This window comes from Roseinatronobacter alkalisoli (genome assembly GCF_028745735.1).
Taxonomy (GTDB): Bacteria; Pseudomonadota; Alphaproteobacteria; order Rhodobacterales; family Rhodobacteraceae; genus Roseinatronobacter; species Roseinatronobacter alkalisoli.
In genome coordinates, this window is record NZ_JAQZSM010000016.1 from 87,642 (window position 1) to 102,501 (window position 14,860).

General features: G+C 61.5%; 16 protein-coding genes. 8 read left to right on the forward strand and 8 right to left on the reverse strand.

Annotated features, from left to right (window positions below):
* Positions 1-19: 19 nt before the first annotated feature.
* Genes PUT78_RS15800 through PUT78_RS15810 form a run of 3 tightly spaced genes read right to left on the reverse strand, consistent with a single transcriptional unit; the run spans position 20 to position 1,990 of the window.
* Positions 20-310, reverse strand: coding sequence for a 4a-hydroxytetrahydrobiopterin dehydratase (locus PUT78_RS15800; protein WP_274353236.1), 291 nt, complete (start codon positions 308-310; stop codon positions 20-22).
* Between the two features lie 18 nt (positions 311-328).
* The gene (locus tag PUT78_RS15805; RefSeq protein ID WP_274353237.1) at positions 329-1,498 is read right to left on the reverse strand and encodes a GNAT family N-acetyltransferase; all 1,170 of its coding nucleotides are present in this window, start codon (positions 1,496-1,498) and stop codon (positions 329-331) included.
* Positions 1,499-1,501: 3 nt separating this feature from the next.
* Positions 1,502-1,990, reverse strand: a complete 489-nt coding sequence (locus tag PUT78_RS15810) for a peroxiredoxin (protein WP_274353238.1) — start codon at positions 1,988-1,990, stop codon at positions 1,502-1,504.
* An 86-nt stretch (positions 1,991-2,076) separates the two neighbouring features.
* Between PUT78_RS15810 and PUT78_RS15815 the strand changes: the two genes are divergently transcribed.
* Genes PUT78_RS15815 through PUT78_RS15825 form a run of 3 tightly spaced genes read left to right on the forward strand, consistent with a single transcriptional unit; the run spans position 2,077 to position 4,492 of the window.
* Positions 2,077-3,282 carry an NAD(P)/FAD-dependent oxidoreductase gene (locus tag PUT78_RS15815; protein WP_274353239.1) on the forward strand — a complete coding sequence of 402 codons (1,206 nt, stop codon included), beginning with the start codon at positions 2,077-2,079 and terminating at the stop codon, positions 3,280-3,282.
* Positions 3,279-3,848, forward strand: a complete 570-nt coding sequence (rsmD, locus tag PUT78_RS15820) for a 16S rRNA (guanine(966)-N(2))-methyltransferase RsmD (RefSeq protein ID WP_274353240.1) — start codon at positions 3,279-3,281, stop codon at positions 3,846-3,848. The genes PUT78_RS15815 and rsmD overlap by 4 nt, the downstream gene beginning before the upstream one ends.
* Positions 3,845-4,492 carry an HAD family hydrolase gene (locus PUT78_RS15825; protein ID WP_274353241.1) on the forward strand — a complete coding sequence of 216 codons (648 nt, stop codon included), beginning with the start codon at positions 3,845-3,847 and terminating at the stop codon, positions 4,490-4,492. The genes rsmD and PUT78_RS15825 overlap by 4 nt, the downstream gene beginning before the upstream one ends.
* 64 nt (positions 4,493-4,556) lie before the next feature.
* On the opposite strand, the gene PUT78_RS15830 is transcribed toward PUT78_RS15825, so the two are convergent.
* On the reverse strand, positions 4,557-6,209 hold the full coding sequence (locus tag PUT78_RS15830) for a thiamine pyrophosphate-binding protein (RefSeq protein WP_274353257.1): 1,653 nt from the start codon (positions 6,207-6,209) through the stop codon (positions 4,557-4,559).
* A 129-nt stretch (positions 6,210-6,338) separates the two neighbouring features.
* On the opposite strand from PUT78_RS15830, the gene PUT78_RS15835 reads away from it, so the two are divergent.
* The 4 genes from PUT78_RS15835 to PUT78_RS15850 all read left to right on the forward strand — a co-directional run bounded on the left by PUT78_RS15835 (position 6,339) and on the right by PUT78_RS15850 (position 8,986).
* Complete coding sequence (locus tag PUT78_RS15835; RefSeq protein WP_274353242.1) at positions 6,339-6,884, forward strand: NADPH-dependent FMN reductase; 546 nt, start codon at positions 6,339-6,341, stop codon at positions 6,882-6,884.
* An 89-nt stretch (positions 6,885-6,973) separates the two neighbouring features.
* Complete coding sequence (locus PUT78_RS15840; RefSeq protein WP_274353243.1) at positions 6,974-7,705, forward strand: competence/damage-inducible protein A; 732 nt, start codon at positions 6,974-6,976, stop codon at positions 7,703-7,705.
* Entirely contained in the window at positions 7,702-8,418 is a 717-nt protein-coding gene (locus PUT78_RS15845; RefSeq protein ID WP_274353244.1) for a GNAT family N-acetyltransferase, read from the forward strand. The genes PUT78_RS15840 and PUT78_RS15845 overlap by 4 nt, the downstream gene beginning before the upstream one ends.
* Before the next feature lies 1 nt (position 8,419).
* Entirely contained in the window at positions 8,420-8,986 is a 567-nt protein-coding gene (locus tag PUT78_RS15850; RefSeq protein WP_274353245.1) for a peroxidase-related enzyme, read from the forward strand.
* Between the two features lie 133 nt (positions 8,987-9,119).
* Here the strand turns inward: PUT78_RS15850 and PUT78_RS15855 are convergent, their stop codons facing one another.
* The 3 genes from PUT78_RS15855 to hemC all read right to left on the reverse strand — a co-directional run bounded on the left by PUT78_RS15855 (position 9,120) and on the right by hemC (position 12,607).
* Complete coding sequence (locus tag PUT78_RS15855) at positions 9,120-10,130, reverse strand: YcjF family protein (protein WP_274353246.1); 1,011 nt, start codon at positions 10,128-10,130, stop codon at positions 9,120-9,122.
* The gene (locus tag PUT78_RS15860) at positions 10,127-11,551 is read right to left on the reverse strand and encodes a YcjX family GTP-binding protein (protein ID WP_274353247.1); all 1,425 of its coding nucleotides are present in this window, start codon (positions 11,549-11,551) and stop codon (positions 10,127-10,129) included. The genes PUT78_RS15855 and PUT78_RS15860 overlap by 4 nt, the downstream gene beginning before the upstream one ends.
* A 99-nt stretch (positions 11,552-11,650) precedes the next feature.
* Positions 11,651-12,607, reverse strand: a complete 957-nt coding sequence (gene hemC, locus PUT78_RS15865) for a hydroxymethylbilane synthase (RefSeq protein WP_274353248.1) — start codon at positions 12,605-12,607, stop codon at positions 11,651-11,653.
* A 110-nt stretch (positions 12,608-12,717) separates the two neighbouring features.
* Between hemC and hemE the strand changes: the two genes are divergently transcribed.
* Positions 12,718-13,767, forward strand: a complete 1,050-nt coding sequence (gene hemE, locus PUT78_RS15870) for a uroporphyrinogen decarboxylase (RefSeq protein WP_274353249.1) — start codon at positions 12,718-12,720, stop codon at positions 13,765-13,767.
* A 74-nt stretch (positions 13,768-13,841) separates the two neighbouring features.
* Here the strand turns inward: hemE and PUT78_RS15875 are convergent, their stop codons facing one another.
* Complete coding sequence (locus tag PUT78_RS15875) at positions 13,842-14,321, reverse strand: fasciclin domain-containing protein (RefSeq protein WP_274353250.1); 480 nt, start codon at positions 14,319-14,321, stop codon at positions 13,842-13,844.
* Positions 14,322-14,860: the final 539 nt, after the last annotated feature.

Consider the following 14,860-nt stretch of genomic DNA (forward strand, 5'->3'; position numbering starts at 1 on the left):
CATATGGGGCGCCGCGCCCTTAGCGTGTGGCCAGATCATCCATCTTGCGCGCCAGTTTCAGGTCAAGATCCGTCACCCCGCCTGCATCATGCGTGCTCAGCACCACTTTGACCTGCTTGTAGACATTGAACCATTCGGGATGGTGGTTCATCTTTTCCGCGTGAATGGCGCAGCGTGTCATCCAGCCGAAAGCTTCGATGAAATTGGCGAAGGTGAATTCCTTTTCGATCGCGTCGCGTCCATCCGTTTTCTGCCATCCATCGGCAAGAAGGGCGTCCAGTTCCGTGGTGTCTGTCAGCTTTACAGCCATAATGTATCCTCCTGTATGTCAGGGATGTTTGCGAAACGGCGCATGGTCGCGCAGCACGTCCATCTCATCGCTGATGGCCTGCGTTTCATCCGCAAGATAGCGCGCAACCGCATCATGAAATCCCGGTTGCGGGAAATAATGCAGCGAATGCACGCGCGAAGGCATATAGCCGCGCGCCAGTTTGTGGATGCCCTGCGCACCCGCTTCCACCCTGCGCAGCCCATTGACGATTGCGTAATCCATCGCCTGATAATAGCACAGTTCGAAATGCAGGCAGGGGTGATCCTCAACACAGCCCCAATAGCGCCCGAACAGGCCGTCACGGCCAATGAAATTCAGCGCGCCTGCGACTGGCTGGCCGTCGCGTTCGGCTAACACCAGCAGAATGTCATTGCGCATCGTATCATGGATATGGTCGAAGAACGCGCGGGTCAGATAGGGGATACCCCATTTGCGCGCGCCCGTGTCCTGATAGAAACTCCAGAAAGCGTCCCAATGCGCGGGTCGTATATCTGCGCCCGTATATTGCCGGATATCGCCGCCGAAACCCTGCGCCTGCGCACGTTCCTTGCGGATGGACTTGCGCTTGCGCGAGGACAGATCGGCCAGAAAATCATCGAAACCAGCATAGGCGCGGTTTTCCCAGTGGAATTGTTCGGTAACGCGGGGCAGGAACCCGTATTGCGCACCGGTTTCGGCCTCGTCTTCGGTGCAGAAGGTAACATGCGCAGATGACAGCCCGTTATCGCGCGCAATTTGCGCCAGCGCCTGCAAAAGCGCTGCGTGCCCCGCATCGCCTGTATCCGGCGCGGTTAACAAGCGCCGTCCAGTTGCCGGTGTGAAGGGAACCGCGACCTGCAGTTTGGGGTAATAATCCCCGCCAGCGCGCTGGTATGCCTGCGCGAAAGCGTGGTCAAAAATATACTCTCCCTGCGAATGCGATTTGACATACATGGGTGCCACTGCAACCACCTGTGCGCCTGCATGCACGATCAGGTGGCGCGGTTCCCAGCCCGTATTCCCCCCGACCGAACCGGATGTTTCCAGCGCGCGCAGGAAACGATATGTCGTGAATGGGTCGGACGGGCGGCCAGAGGCGGCTTCCGGACAGGCGCAGGAATCCCAGTCCTGCGGGCTGACATGCCCCAGATCAGGAACCAACGTGACCGAAAGCGCGCCCCCATCCATGGGTCAGCTCGCGGCCAGAAGGGCCTCGCCACCGGATACATCGCAGGTGCCGGGGCTTTCTTCTGTGTGCAGGACCGTGACTTTGCCATCCTCCACCAGCATCGCATAGCGTCTGGAGCGGCCTATCAGCCCGGCGGGGGGGGCGTCGAAATCCATGCCGATGGCTTTGGTATATGTGCCTGCTGCATCCGCCAGCAGAGTCAGGCCCGCCTCTGTCGCACCTGTCGCTTCGCCCCAGGCTTTCATCACGAACGGGTCATTGACCGCGATGCAGATGATGTCATCCACGCCCTTGGCGGCAAAATCATCCTTTGTGCGGATAAAGCTGGGCACATGAGCGGAATGGCAGGTTGGCGTAAATGCGCCGGGCACGGCGAAAATTGCAACCTTGCGCCCTTTGGTCAGGCTGGACAGTTCAACCTGTTCCGGCCCCTCTGCGCCGATGCGGCTGAATGTTGCGTCCGGCAGGGTGTTGCCTGTGGTGATTGCCATTGTATATGTTCCTCGTTCTGTTGTGTTTAGCACTGACCAAGATATAGAGTTGCGCACGCAATAGGCCAGAGGCAGCGAGGCAGCAGATGGAAAGAATAGTGGTCATAGGTGCGGGGCAGGCGGGCGCATCGCTGGTGGCAAAACTGCGCGCGCTTGGCTTCAAGGGGGGAATCACGCTGATCGGGCAGGAAGCCGTGCCACCCTATCAACGCCCCCCCTTGTCCAAGGCCTATCTGCTGGGCGACATGGCACTGGAGCGGCTGTTCCTGCGTCCCGCCAGCTTTTACGCTGATCACGATATCGACCTGCGTCTGGGCGCGCCTGTCACTGCGATTGACCGTGCCGCCAGGACCGTCACGGTAGGGGGGCAGGTTATTGCCTATGACCAGCTTGCCCTGACAACGGGCACGGTGCCGCGCACCCTGCCTGCGGTGATCGGTGGTACATTAAAGGGCGTGCATGTTGTGCGCACACTCGCCGATGTTGATGCGATGGCCCCGGAATTCGTGGCGGGCCGCAATGTTATTATTATTGGTGGTGGCTATATCGGGCTGGAAGCGGCGGCCGTAGCGGCAAAGCGCGGGCTGAAGGTCACGGTGGTCGAAATGGCCCCGCGTATTCTGCAACGTGTCGCTGCTGCTGAAACATCGGACGCGATTCGCGCCCTGCATCAGTCCCATGGGGTACGAATACTGGAAAACACCGGGCTGGCGGGCCTCGAAGGTGACGGCCATGTGCGCGCCCTGCGGCTGAGTACGGGCGAGCTGCTGCCTGCCAGCTTTGTTATCGCGGGCATTGGTGTGGTGCCCGACACCGGGCTTGCCGAAGCGGCGGGCCTGTATCTGGAAAATGGCATTGCAGTGGATGCTCAGGGCCGCACCTCTGATCATACCATATGGGCCGCAGGTGATTGCGCGTCATTCCCGTGGCGCGGTCGGCGCCTGCGGCTGGAAAGCGTACAGAACGCCATAGATCAGGCCGAACTGGTGGCGCAGAACATGCTGGGGGCGGCGCAGGATTATGACCCCGTGCCATGGTTCTGGTCCGATCAGTATGACCTGAAACTGCAGATTGCGGGGTTGAACCTTGGCTATGACCGCGTGGTGCTGCGTAATACTGCAGATGCGCGCAGCCATTGGTATTATGCAGGTGACAAATTGCTGGCTGTGGATGCGCTGAATGATCCGCGCGCTTTCATGCTGGCCAAGCGCCTGATTGCCGCCGGGCGCAGCCCCGATCCGGCGCAAGTGGCTGACCCAACCACGGACCTGAAATCCCTGCTGCAACCATGAGGGTGATTGGCGGACGCTTCCGCGGCACCAGACTTGCCGAACTGGGCAGCGGCGATGCACAGGCGCATCTGCGCCCGACATCCGACCGCGTGCGTGAATCGATCTTCAACCTGCTGGTCAATGGCGGCTATGGCGATGTACTGCAGGACGCCCGCGTGCTGGACCTGTTCGCGGGCACCGGCGCGCTTGGGCTGGAAGCGCTGTCACGCGGGGCTGCGCATGTCACATTTGTTGATGATGGCGCGGTTGCGCGCGGGCTGCTGCGCCAGAATATTGAAAAACTGCGCGCCATGGGCTGTACGAAAGTATTCCGTCGCGATGCCACGCAACTCGGGCAAAACCGTGGCCATGGGTTTTCACTGGTCTTTCTGGACCCGCCCTATGGTCAGGGACTGGGCGAAAAGGCCCTGACATCCGCGCTGGCGGGGGGGTGGTTGGCTGCTGACGCCCTGATCGTCTGGGAAGAAAACGCGCCCCAACCCGCGCCCGCTGGCTTGCATCTGCTGGACCAGCGCCGCTATGGGGAAACCTATGTCACGATTCTAACCTTGCAGGGGACAGCATGACACCAGAACTGGTGATATTCGATTGCGATGGGGTTGTTGTTGACAGTGAAATCCTGTCCAACAGGTTTATCCGGGATGAAATGGCGGCACATGGGCTTGATCTGCGGCTTGATCAGATCATGGAGCTTTTTGTCGGCGGCACGATTGCAGGTGTCGCGGGGCGTGCCCGCGAATTGGGCGCAACCTTGCCACCTGACTGGGTAGAAACCTTCTACCCGCGGCTTTGCGATCATCTTGCACTGGGTACCCCCATGATCACGGGTATCGTAGGCGTGCTACAGGCCCTTGATGCCGCGCAGCTTCCCTATTGCATCGGGTCAAACGGGCGTCACGCCAAGATGAAGGTGACCCTTGGCCAGCACCCGGAACTGACAGCGAGATTCACGAATAATGTTTTTGCGGCGCAGGATGTGGCACGCCCGAAACCCGCGCCCGACCTGTTCCTGCATGCCGCAGGAAGTATGGGCTATGCGCCGGACGCCAGCGTGGTAATCGAGGACAGTGCGACCGGCGCCCGCGCGGCCCGTGCCGCCGGAATGCGCTGCTTCGGGTATGCCCCTGAAGGCGATGGCGCCCATCTTGCAGCCCATGGCGCTGTTGTCTTTCACAGCATGGCTGATCTGCCCGCCCTGCTGGGCATCTGATTTCATTCTGGTAAAAATATTCCGGGAGCGCGAGGGCAGCGCCCTCGCCCCCCCCAAGGGGTTCTCAACGCTGCGCCAGTGCCTGCGCCTTGGCAACTGTCAGTGATGGCGACAGCGCGTCCGGGTCCAGCACCAGTTCCACGATCGCAGGCAGACCCGCCGCCACCGCACGGTCAAATGCCGGCAGGAAATCTTCTGTGCGCTCCACCCGCTCGCCATAGCCGCCATAGGCCGCAGCCAGCGCTGCGTAATCGGGGTTAAACAGGGCAGTGCCGCTGACACGTCCGGGATAGGTTTTTTCCTGATGCATGCGGATGGTGCCATACTGGCCGTTATTGCACAGGATGACGATGATATTCGCGCCATGCTGCCGGGCGGTTGACATTTCATTCAGCGTCATCTGGAAACAGCCATCCCCTGCAAAACACACCACTGTCCGTTCGGGGTGTTCCAGCTTGGCGGCTATCGCTGCGGGGAAGCCATACCCCATGGACCCGGATGTTGGTGCCAGATGGCCGGGGAATGCGCGCGCGCGCAGATAGCGGTGCAGAAAGGCCGCAAAATTGCCCGCGCCATTCGTTACAATCGCATCTTCGGGCAAATGGTCGGACAGTTGGTGGACAACCTGTTCCAGTTTCACTGCGCCAGGTGTCTCAACGGGGGTGACCCAGTCCAGATACTCAGCATGCGCGGCGCGGGTCCACTCTGCCCAGTCGGGATGGGTGCGTGCATCGCGCCCGGCCAGTTTGGCGATAAAATCCACTGCCGGGGCGGCCAGTGCCAGATCAGGGCGATAGACGCGGCCCAGCTCATCAGGGTCGGGATGGATATGGATGATGGTCTTGTCCGGGCGGGCAGGGTCTACAAGTTCATATCCGCCGGTCACAATATCGCCCAGCCGCGACCCCAGCACCAGCAGGCAATCGGCGTCACGCAGGCGCTGCGCCAGTTTCGGGTTCATCCCAACCGCCAGATCGCCAGCGTAATTCGGGTGGCGGTTGTCGATACGGTCCATCCGGCGGAATGTGGCGCAGACCGGCAGGCCGAATGTATCTGCAAAATGCACCAGATGGTGCGCTGTATCAGTGGACCAGACCGACCCGCCCGCAATCACCAGCGGACGTTTTGCCTTGCACAGCATATCCAGCACAGCATCAATCTGTTCGGAACACACCGATGGGGGTGTCGGCGCCACGCCCGGCAGATCAGGCACATCGGCGCTTGCCGACAGGATATTTTCGGGCAGGGCCAGCACCACGGGGCCGGGGCGGCCTGCGCGTGCCTGATGAAAGGCGCGGCTGATATATTCGGGCAGGCGGTCGGTATGGTCGATTTCCGCCGCCCATTTGGCGATGGGCTTGAAGAATTCGCGGTAATTGACTTCCTGAAATGCCTCGCGGTCGCGGTGGCGGTTGTCGATCTGGCCCACGAACATGATCAACGGCGTTGAATCCTGCATCGCCACATGGATACCGCTTGCGGCATTGGTGGCGCCCGGCCCGCGTGTGACAAAAACCACGCCGGGCTGGCCTGTCAGTTTCGCATGCGCTTCGGCCATCATGGCCGCGCCCCCTTCATGACGGCAGACGATATTCTGAATGCCCGAGTCGTGCAGCCCGTCGAGCGCGGCCAGAAAACTTTCCCCCGGCACAGAAAAGACGCGTCGCACGCCCTGTGCTTTCAGTTGGTCAACCAGTATCCGCCCGCCATGTCGCATGGTCATGAATGCCTCGCTTCGCTTGTGTTTCACGTCACTCTGGGAGATTGCGTGATGATGTTCAACCGCGATGATTGTCATTCGCCGGTTCATCCCTAGCTAAGAACACGTACCCGTGACGGAGGTTCCATGTCGGATTTGAAACTTGTTGGATTATGTGGGTCGCTGCGCGCGCAATCCTATAACCGCAAACTGCTGCTGGAGGCCGCACGCCTTTTCGGAGGGGCGGAATTCACTGAAGGTAATTTGCGTCTGCCCTTGTTTGATGAAGATCTGGAGTCGCAGGGCATTCCCTGCGAAGTGACCCGCCTGAAAGACCAGATCAGGGCGGCGGATGCGGTGGTCATTGCCTGTCCGGAATATAACAAGGCCCCGTCCGGTGTGCTGAAAAACGCGCTTGACTGGCTAAGCCGTGGCGGCGCGCCATGGGCGGGCAAGCCCGTGGCAATTTTATCTGCCGCTGCGGGCCGCGCGGGCGGTGAACGCACGCAATTCGCGTTGCGCCTGATGATGGTTCCGTTCCGCCCGCGCTTGTTGCAGGGGCCGGAAATGCTGCTGGCCGCACCGAAGGACCAGTTCGATGCTGACGGGCGCCTGATCGCGGAACGCTATGTCAACACGCTGCGCGACCTGATGGCGGCGCTGCGTCGGGACGCGCAGATCGCGCGCAGCTGACAAAACCCGCGCGGGTTTGCACGACAAGGGTTTGAAACCCGCGCGCGGCCCTTCTATACCTGTTTCAGGCCAATATATCGGAGTCGCCAATGCCCAATCCCACCGCCGCGATGCTGGTCATCGGTGATGAAATCCTGTCGGGGCGCACCCGTGACGCGAATATGCATTTTCTGGCCGGTCAATTGTCCAATCGCGGGATTGATCTGGCTGAAGTGCGCATTGTGTCCGACAAACACGACAAGATAGTATCAAGCCTGAATGCCTTGCGGGCAGAATATGACCATGTGTTCACATCGGGGGGCATTGGCCCGACGCATGACGACATCACGGCTGATGCGGTGGCGGCGGCTTTCGGGGTGAACGTGGACATCCGTGATGACGCGCGCGCTATTCTGGTCGCGCATTACCAGCGCACAGGGCTGGAACTGAATGCCGCACGGTTGCGCATGGCGCGCATTCCTGATGGGGCCAGCCTGATTGAAAACCCCGTATCCTCTGCACCTGGATTCACGATTGGCAATGTGCATGTCATGGCAGGGGTGCCTGCGGTGTTTCAGGCGATGGTGGCGTCCGTTCTGCCGTTGCTGACATCGGGGCAGCCGCTTTACAGCCAGAGTCTGTGCATCAATCGCGGTGAGGGAGAGATCGCCGCCGATCTGTCCGCGCTGGCCGCCGACTTTCCCGAATTGTCGATCGGGTGCTATCCGTTCCAGCGTGATGGGGCGTTCGGTGCGAATGTCGTGGTGCGTGGGCAGGCACGCGCGCAGGTTGATGCGGCCATGGTGCGCCTGTCGGACCTGTTCCCCGAGGCGGTTGCATGACAGTGCCCGACTCTGATGCGCTGTTTGCCGCGCTGGAAGGGACATGGCCGTCGCAGTCGCGGTCAGTGACCGGCGGGTGGACCATCCGCGATGGTGCCGGCGGGGGCAAGCGTGTCAGCGCGGCAACGACTGCGGATGAAGGGGCAGACATCGCTGTTGCGGAAACTGCCATGCGCGCACTGGCGCAAACCCCGCTTTTCATGCTGCGCGAGGGGCAGACAGGGCTGGCGCAAAGACTGGATGCGCGCGGCTATCGCTGCGTGGATCCCACTGTGATTTACACGGCAGAGATTTCGACCATTGCACAGGAACCACCTGCCATCAGCCTGTATCCGGTCTGGCCACCGCTGGCCATCATGTGCGGGATATGGGCGGAAGGGGGAATCGGCCCTGCGCGGTTGAAGGTCATGGCGCGCTGTCACGGGCCAAAAGCCGGACTGATTGCCCGCAGCGATGACCGCGCCGCAGGGGCCGCGTTCTGCGCCATTCATGACGGGATTGCGATGGTGCATGCGGTCGAGGTGACGCCCGCCCTGCGCCGCAAGGGGGTGGCGCGCAATATCCTGCAAGGTGCGGCGTTCTGGGCGCAGGGGCAGGGGGCGCGATGGCTGGCGCTGGCCGTAACAGAAGGCAATGGACCCGCGCGCGCGCTTTATGATGCGCTGGGCATGCAGGTGGTGACCCGATATTCCTATCGTCAGAAGGAGGACTGACATGTCTGATCCGGTAACGCAGCTGAACCTGCCCGCAACCGACCCGCTGCCCGAACGCACGCAGAAATATCTGGATATCGCAGAGCAGAAACTGGGTATGGTCCCGAATGTGCTGCGCGCCTATCTGTTTGATATTGCGAAATTTGATGCATTTGTGGGCATGTATAATGACCTGATGTTGGGTGATAGCGGATTAAGCAAGCTGGAGCGCGAGATGATCGCGGTGGTCGTGTCATCCATCAACCGCTGCTGGTATTGTCAGGTGGCCCATGGCGCGGCGGTGCGCGAATTGTCGGGTGACCCTGCGCTGGGCGAGGCGATGGTGATGAATTACCGTGCCGCGCCCCTGGATACGCGGACCCGCGCAATGCTGGATTTCGCGGCATTGGTGACCGAATCCAGCGCGAAAGTGTGTGAGGCCGACCGCGATGCGCTGCGCGCGCAGGGATTTTCCGACCGCGATATATTTGACATCATCGCAGTGGTGGGATTTTTCTCGATGTCGAACAGGATGGCTTCGGCCATGGGAATGCAGCCCAACCCCGAATCTCACGCCATGGCGCGGTAAGTGTGACCGCGCGGGGGGACGGGGGGCGGTTGCCCCCCGGCAGCACCGGCCTTGCGGCCCATGCTGTCCCCCCCACCCCAAGGAGGGCACGCCCCCCTTGGGCAACCCCGTGGATATTTGGGCCAGCGTGAAATCAGGTTGCCTTGTCGAACAGGCCACTGACTGCGCGGCGCATGATGGTGCTGGTGCGTGGGCGGGGCAGTGTCCGGAAAGGCAGGGGGCGGCAGATTTCGATTGCGGCAATGCCCAGACGCGCAGTCAGCGCCCCATTGACGACCCCTTCGCCAAAGCGGCGCGACAGTTTCGACACGATTCCACCGGAAGCGACAGCGCCGATCATGTCTTCGCCCACTGCGACGGCCCCGGTTGCCAGAAGATGGGTGATGACCCCGCGCAGCAGCCGGACACTGCCCAATGTACCCGCCCGCCCGCCATAGATTTCGGCAATCCGGCGGATCATGCGCAGATTGGTGACAAGTGCTGCGATCACATCAACCAGTGCAAGAGGGATCATGGCGGTCAGCAGTGCGACCTGTCGGGCGGATGCTTCGACCTGAAGGCGGGCGGCGGCGTCGAGCGGGGCCAGAAGTGTGGCTTCTGCCTGATCGAGCAGCGATTCCGCATCAAGCTGGTCAGGGGCGGTTTCGGACATGCGTTCGCATGGCCAGCGCATATCCGGCCTGCTGGCGTAAAGCCCCATCAGCGCAGTGAGGGTTTGCGCCGCGCCTGCGCGGTCATTTTCTGCGCGGGCGTGCCCGGCTTGCTGGCGCAGCCGGTCGATCCGGTGCAGGCGGCGGATACCGGCCCATTCGCGCAGCGCTAAGGCGCATGCCGCCGCGACAAGAAGGGTCAGCAGGCCAAGGGCGATATACCCCAGCAATTCACTGCGCGCGACAAGGCTGGTTATGAAGTCCCAGGCCGTGACCGAGAGGGCAATGGTCATGAAGCCCGCGAAGCCCGCCCAGCCCAGTTTTGCCCAGAGTGTCAGGCGCGCACGCGCCCCGCGCATGGCAAGCAACATTGCGCGCCCGCTGGCGGCCTGTTGCGGCGGACCTTCGTCATCGGGCAGCGGGGGGGCTGTGTCAGGGCTTGCGGGTGGATTGTTGTCATCCAGTTCAACAAGAAAAGGCTTGCGGTCATTCATGTCAGAAGATCCCCGATCAGAAATTCGGCCGCGCTGTCCATCCGGATATGGGGAAGCCCGTCGCCGGGGGCGCGGGTCAGGGCGGCAGGGGCAAATTGCATGATCCGGTAGTCACCATTCAGCCAGCGTTGGGTGTCATGCCCCGACTGGCCGATGATCTGCATCGGGTCAGCGGGGAGGTCGCCCGCATGGAATGCGGCCTGTTTGCCGCTGTCCAGAAGTTTGCCGCGCACGCAATCGAGCATCTGGCCGTTGCGGTCATGCTGTTCCTCAACCGTGGTGCGCAGGGCGGCGATGGACAGCGCCTTGGTGCGGGCACCGGCGAATTCCGCACGGTCGCGGGACTGGCGCAGCAGGGCTGTTGTAATCGCACTCAGGCGGGGGTGCTGGCTGTGGTGCAGATGATCAGCCTTGGTAGCGGCAAAGAGTATGCGTTCGACCCGTTTGCTGCCCAGAAGCCGCAGAAGAAATGCGTTGCGCCCGGGCCGAAACGCGGACAGCAATTCGCTTAGCGTCTGGCCCAGCCGGTCCACGGCTTCCGGTCCGGCATGGATGGCCCCCAGCACATCGGCGAGCACGACCTGACGGTCGATGCGGGCGAAATGGTTGCGAAAGAAGGGGCGCACGACCTGCGCCTTATAGGCATCGAACCTGCGCGCCATTTCGCGCCCTAGCGACCCGCGCCCGCCAGTGCCCGCCATGGGAATAAAAGTCAGCACCGGCGAGCCTGCCAGTTCTCCGGGCAGCAGCAACCGGCCGGGGGTGATGTCGGGCAGGCCATTGGCACGCGCTGCATGAAGATAGGTGGTGAAAGAGTCCGTCAGGGCCAGCGCTGTCGCTTCATCATGTGGGGCGGTGGGGCCGGTTGCGGCCAGTCGGGTCAGGAATTCCGCTGCATAGGGGCGGTTTTGCATGCGCGCCAGCGTTTCTGTGGACCATTGCGCATGGCTTTTGTCCAGCAGCACCAGATCCAGCAGCCATTCGCCGGGGTAGTCGATAATGTCGATATGCTGGATGCGGCTGCCCCGGATACCTGCCAGAATCCCCGCTGGGCGCACGCGAAATGACAGCCGTAACTGCGAGATATGGCGTGTCCCTTCCGGCCAGAATGGTGCCGGGCCGGTCAGGGCTGCGAGGTGTTTTTCATAGTCGAACCGTGGCAATGTGTCATCTGGTTGCGGTTGCAGGAAGGCGGCTTCTACATGGCCCCCGGCAACAGCCTGCATCCGGCCCATGCGCCCGCGATCGAGCAGGTTGGCGACCAGCGAGGTGATGAACACAGTCTTGCCTGCCCCTGACAGGCCAGTGACCCCCAGCCGCAGCGCGGGTTCGGAAAACACGCCGGACAAGGCCCCCGTCACGCTGGCGCCAGCGCTTTCGACGCTATTGATCAGCCCGTATGTCAACCTGCGTGATGCCATGCCTGCCCCTTGATCTGCTGATCCATAGATAAGCGGCGCGGGTTCAACTTGCCAGTGATAGCATATGAATGGCGCTATATGCGCGCGCAGCGGTGCGGGTCAGTGCCAGTCGAAGAAGCCCGCAGGTGCCCGCGCGCGCAGTCTGGCGGCAAGTTCCTGCCCCAGAAGGGCGGCATCGGCCAGCGGCGCGCGCCCTTCATCGGACAGGCGGTCGGAGCCGTCGGGGCGCAGGATTTCACCGCGCAACCAGATTTCGCCACCATCTATCACTGCAAGGCCCGCAATCGGCGTTTCGCATGATCCGTCCAGACCGGCCAGAAAGGCGCGTTCCGCAGCCAGCCTTTGGCCCGTGGGCGTGTCATGCAGCTGTGCCAGCATTTCGGTTATGCGGTCGTCGGATTGACGCCATTCAATGCCGATAGCCCCCTGGGCGATGGCGGGCAGCATGTCTTCGGGGGCGATGGCGGAACTGGCGACATCTGCCATGTTCAGGCGGTTCAGGCCTGCCATGGCCAGAAAGGTGCAATCCGCCACGCCATTGTCCAGCTTGGACAGGCGCGTCTGCACATTGCCGCGGAATTCGACGACCTTCAGGTCGGGGCGGCGGTTCAGCAGTTGCGCCTTGCGCCGCAGGCTGGACGTGCCGACAACAGCGCCCGCCGGCAAGTCTGCCAGCGAGGCCGCATGGCGTGACACAAACGCATCGCGCACATCTTCGCGCGGAAGGTAGCAGTCCAGTACCAGCCCGTCGGGTTGCTCCGTCGGCATGTCCTTCATGGAATGCACGGCAATGTCGATATGCCCGTTCAGCATCGCCTCTTCGATTTCCTTGGTGAACAGACCCTTGTTGCCGATTTCTTTCAGGGGGCGGTCAGCGTCGATCAGGCTGCGGTCGTCGCCTGTCGTCTTGATGGCGACAATGGCAAATGCCCCCTCCGGCAGGTCGAATGCGGCCATAAGCCGCGCGCGCGTTTCATAGGCCTGCGCCAGCGCCAGCGGGGAGCCGCGCGTGCCGATTTTTAAGGGCGTGTCGGGGGTCGGGTATGCATGTGTCATGGCCCCTGATTAGCGCTGCGGTTTTGTCCTTACAAGCGCAGACTGTCCTGCGGGCTTGACAACAAGGGTGCGGCTTGGGACGAGGAACCCATTCAAGGAGAAGTAGCCGCATGACCGCACCTGCCCCGACCAAGACAATATTGCGCGCCCTCGCAGGAGAGACGCTGCCGACGCCGCCAATCTGGATGATGCGACAGGCGGGCCGCTACCTGCCGGAATATCGTGCCACGCGGGCGCAGGCCGGGGATTTCCTGTCGCTGTGCTATAATCCCGAACTGGCTGCCGAAGTTACATTGCAGCCGATCCGTCGCTACGGGTTTGACGCCGCGATCCTGTTTGCCGACATTCTGCTTGTACCGCAGGCGCTTGGGTCCAATCTGTGGTTTGTGACCGGCGAAGGGCCGCGCCTGTCACCGATCATCAATCGTGCCGGGGTCGATGCGTTGAAGCCGGTGGATGCAATTCATGAAACCCTGTCGCCGGTCTATGAAACCCTGCGCATTCTGGCGCGCGAATTGCCGCAGGAAACCACCCTGATCGGTTTCGCGGGCGCACCATGGACGGTTGCGACATATATGATTGCAGGCCGCGGCACACCGGATCAGGGACCGGCCCACAAGCTGCGCGAGGCTGAACCGGAAGCATTTGACGCCCTGATGGACCGCATCACATTGGCGACAATCGAATACCTGTCGATGCAGATTCAGGCAGGCGCCGAAGTCGTCAAGATTTTCGACAGTTGGGCCGGGTCGCTGAAGGGCGATGCCTTCACGCGCTACGCGCTGAAGCCCGCCCGCCAGATCATCGCCGCCATAAAGGAACGCCACCCCGGAATTCCGGTCATCGCCTTCCCGCGCGAAGCGGGCGATGCCTATATTGGGTTTGGCCGGGCGACGGGCGCGGATTGCGTCGCCATCGACAATTCGGTGACACCTGAATGGGCGGCGGAACATGTGCAATGTGATGGCTGCGTGCAGGGCAATCTGGCGTCCAGTCATATGGTCACAGGCGGGCAGGCGCTGGTGGATGCGACAACGCGCGTTGTGCGTGCTTTCAGCAAAGGGCCGCATATCTTCAACCTCGGGCATGGGATTACCCCTGATGCCGACCCTGAAAATGTCGCGCTGATGGTCGATACTGTGCGCAACTTCCGGGCATAACGACATGACAAAGCGGGCGGCCAATCAGCCGCCCGCCCTGATGCCATGTGAACCGGCATCTGCTCAGACTGCGGTCATTCCGGCATGATAACACTGTCGATTACATGGATCACGCCATTGCTGGCGGCGATATCTGCCTGAATGACAGTTGCGCCATCCACGGTAACCATGTCGCCGACACCGATGGTGACAGACTGGCCATTCACGGTTTCGGCCATCATCCCGTCAGTCAGGTCTCCCGACATGACCGCGCCGGGGATGACGTGATAGGTCAGTATGGCGGTCAGGGTCGGAATATCGTCCAGCAGCGCCTCTACCGTGCCTTCGGGCAAGGCCGCAAAAGCGTCATCGGTGGGCGCAAAGACCGTGAACGGCCCGTCCCCTTTCAGCGTGTCCACCAGCCCTGCGGCAGTGACGGCTGCAACCAGCGTCGAGAAGGTCTCATTACCCGCCGCGATATCGACAATGTCCTGACTGTGGCTGTGGCTGCCTGCAAAGGCAGGTGTCGAAAACGCCGCGACCACGGCCAATGTGCTGAGGGTCGATTTCATCATAGTGTATCCTCCATGTTTCATCGTTGTGATGATGTCGGGAATACGGCGGGGGTCCGGTTCCGGATGACGAACAAGTTTTCTTGAGCGCTGTTTACAAACCCCACATCGCGCCTAAGCGCGCCATGTCCCCGATTTCCAGTAACAGTGTTGTGTAAATCCGGCGATGATCCGGCAGGGATTCAGCCGTGATTCTGCGATCTCCCCGGGGCAGGGCGCTGCGACAGGGATTTGGCACCTGCATGGATTCGCGATCCGGTGTGGCGATTCCCTTTCATCCGGCTATGCAGGTCAGATTCCCCCATGGGCGTCGTAATTTTCGCAAAGCCAGGCCGCCGTATCGTGCATGATATGTTCAAGAAACGGTCATATTCGTGTGTTAGGGTAGATTTTTGCGCCGGATGATCATTTTATACTTGCGTGTATTTGGTTGATTGCCTAGATAGCGCTTCACCGGCGGCGGGAACGTTGTTGGGTCTTGGATCGGTTGACTGGATGCGAGTTTGGTTCTGGTCTGAGTGCGAGATTTAGGAGCATGGATT

Excerpts from the sequence above, each read along its gene's own strand:
- PUT78_RS15855 (WP_274353246.1), bottom strand. The coding sequence starts at position 10,130 with ATGAATGACCGCAAGCCTTTTCTTGTTGAACTGGATGACAACAATCCA.
- hemC (WP_274353248.1), bottom strand. The coding sequence starts at position 12,607 with ATGACACATGCATACCCGACCCCCGACACGCCCTTAAAAATCGGCACG.
- PUT78_RS15800 (WP_274353236.1), bottom strand. The coding sequence starts at position 310 with ATGGCTGTAAAGCTGACAGACACCACGGAACTGGACGCCCTTCTTGCC.
- PUT78_RS15835 (WP_274353242.1), top strand. The coding sequence starts at position 6,339 with ATGTCGGATTTGAAACTTGTTGGATTATGTGGGTCGCTGCGCGCGCAA.
- hemE (WP_274353249.1), top strand. The coding sequence starts at position 12,718 with ATGACCGCACCTGCCCCGACCAAGACAATATTGCGCGCCCTCGCAGGA.
- PUT78_RS15875 (WP_274353250.1), bottom strand. The coding sequence starts at position 14,321 with ATGATGAAATCGACCCTCAGCACATTGGCCGTGGTCGCGGCGTTTTCG.
- rsmD (WP_274353240.1), top strand. The coding sequence starts at position 3,279 with ATGAGGGTGATTGGCGGACGCTTCCGCGGCACCAGACTTGCCGAACTG.
- PUT78_RS15840 (WP_274353243.1), top strand. The coding sequence starts at position 6,974 with ATGCCCAATCCCACCGCCGCGATGCTGGTCATCGGTGATGAAATCCTG.
- PUT78_RS15805 (WP_274353237.1), bottom strand. The coding sequence starts at position 1,498 with ATGGATGGGGGCGCGCTTTCGGTCACGTTGGTTCCTGATCTGGGGCAT.
- PUT78_RS15845 (WP_274353244.1), top strand. The coding sequence starts at position 7,702 with ATGACAGTGCCCGACTCTGATGCGCTGTTTGCCGCGCTGGAAGGGACA.
- PUT78_RS15830 (WP_274353257.1), bottom strand. The coding sequence starts at position 6,209 with ATGCGACATGGCGGGCGGATACTGGTTGACCAACTGAAAGCACAGGGC.
- PUT78_RS15810 (WP_274353238.1), bottom strand. The coding sequence starts at position 1,990 with ATGGCAATCACCACAGGCAACACCCTGCCGGACGCAACATTCAGCCGC.
- PUT78_RS15815 (WP_274353239.1), top strand. The coding sequence starts at position 2,077 with ATGGAAAGAATAGTGGTCATAGGTGCGGGGCAGGCGGGCGCATCGCTG.
- PUT78_RS15860 (WP_274353247.1), bottom strand. The coding sequence starts at position 11,551 with ATGGCATCACGCAGGTTGACATACGGGCTGATCAATAGCGTCGAAAGC.
- PUT78_RS15825 (WP_274353241.1), top strand. The coding sequence starts at position 3,845 with ATGACACCAGAACTGGTGATATTCGATTGCGATGGGGTTGTTGTTGAC.
- PUT78_RS15850 (WP_274353245.1), top strand. The coding sequence starts at position 8,420 with ATGTCTGATCCGGTAACGCAGCTGAACCTGCCCGCAACCGACCCGCTG.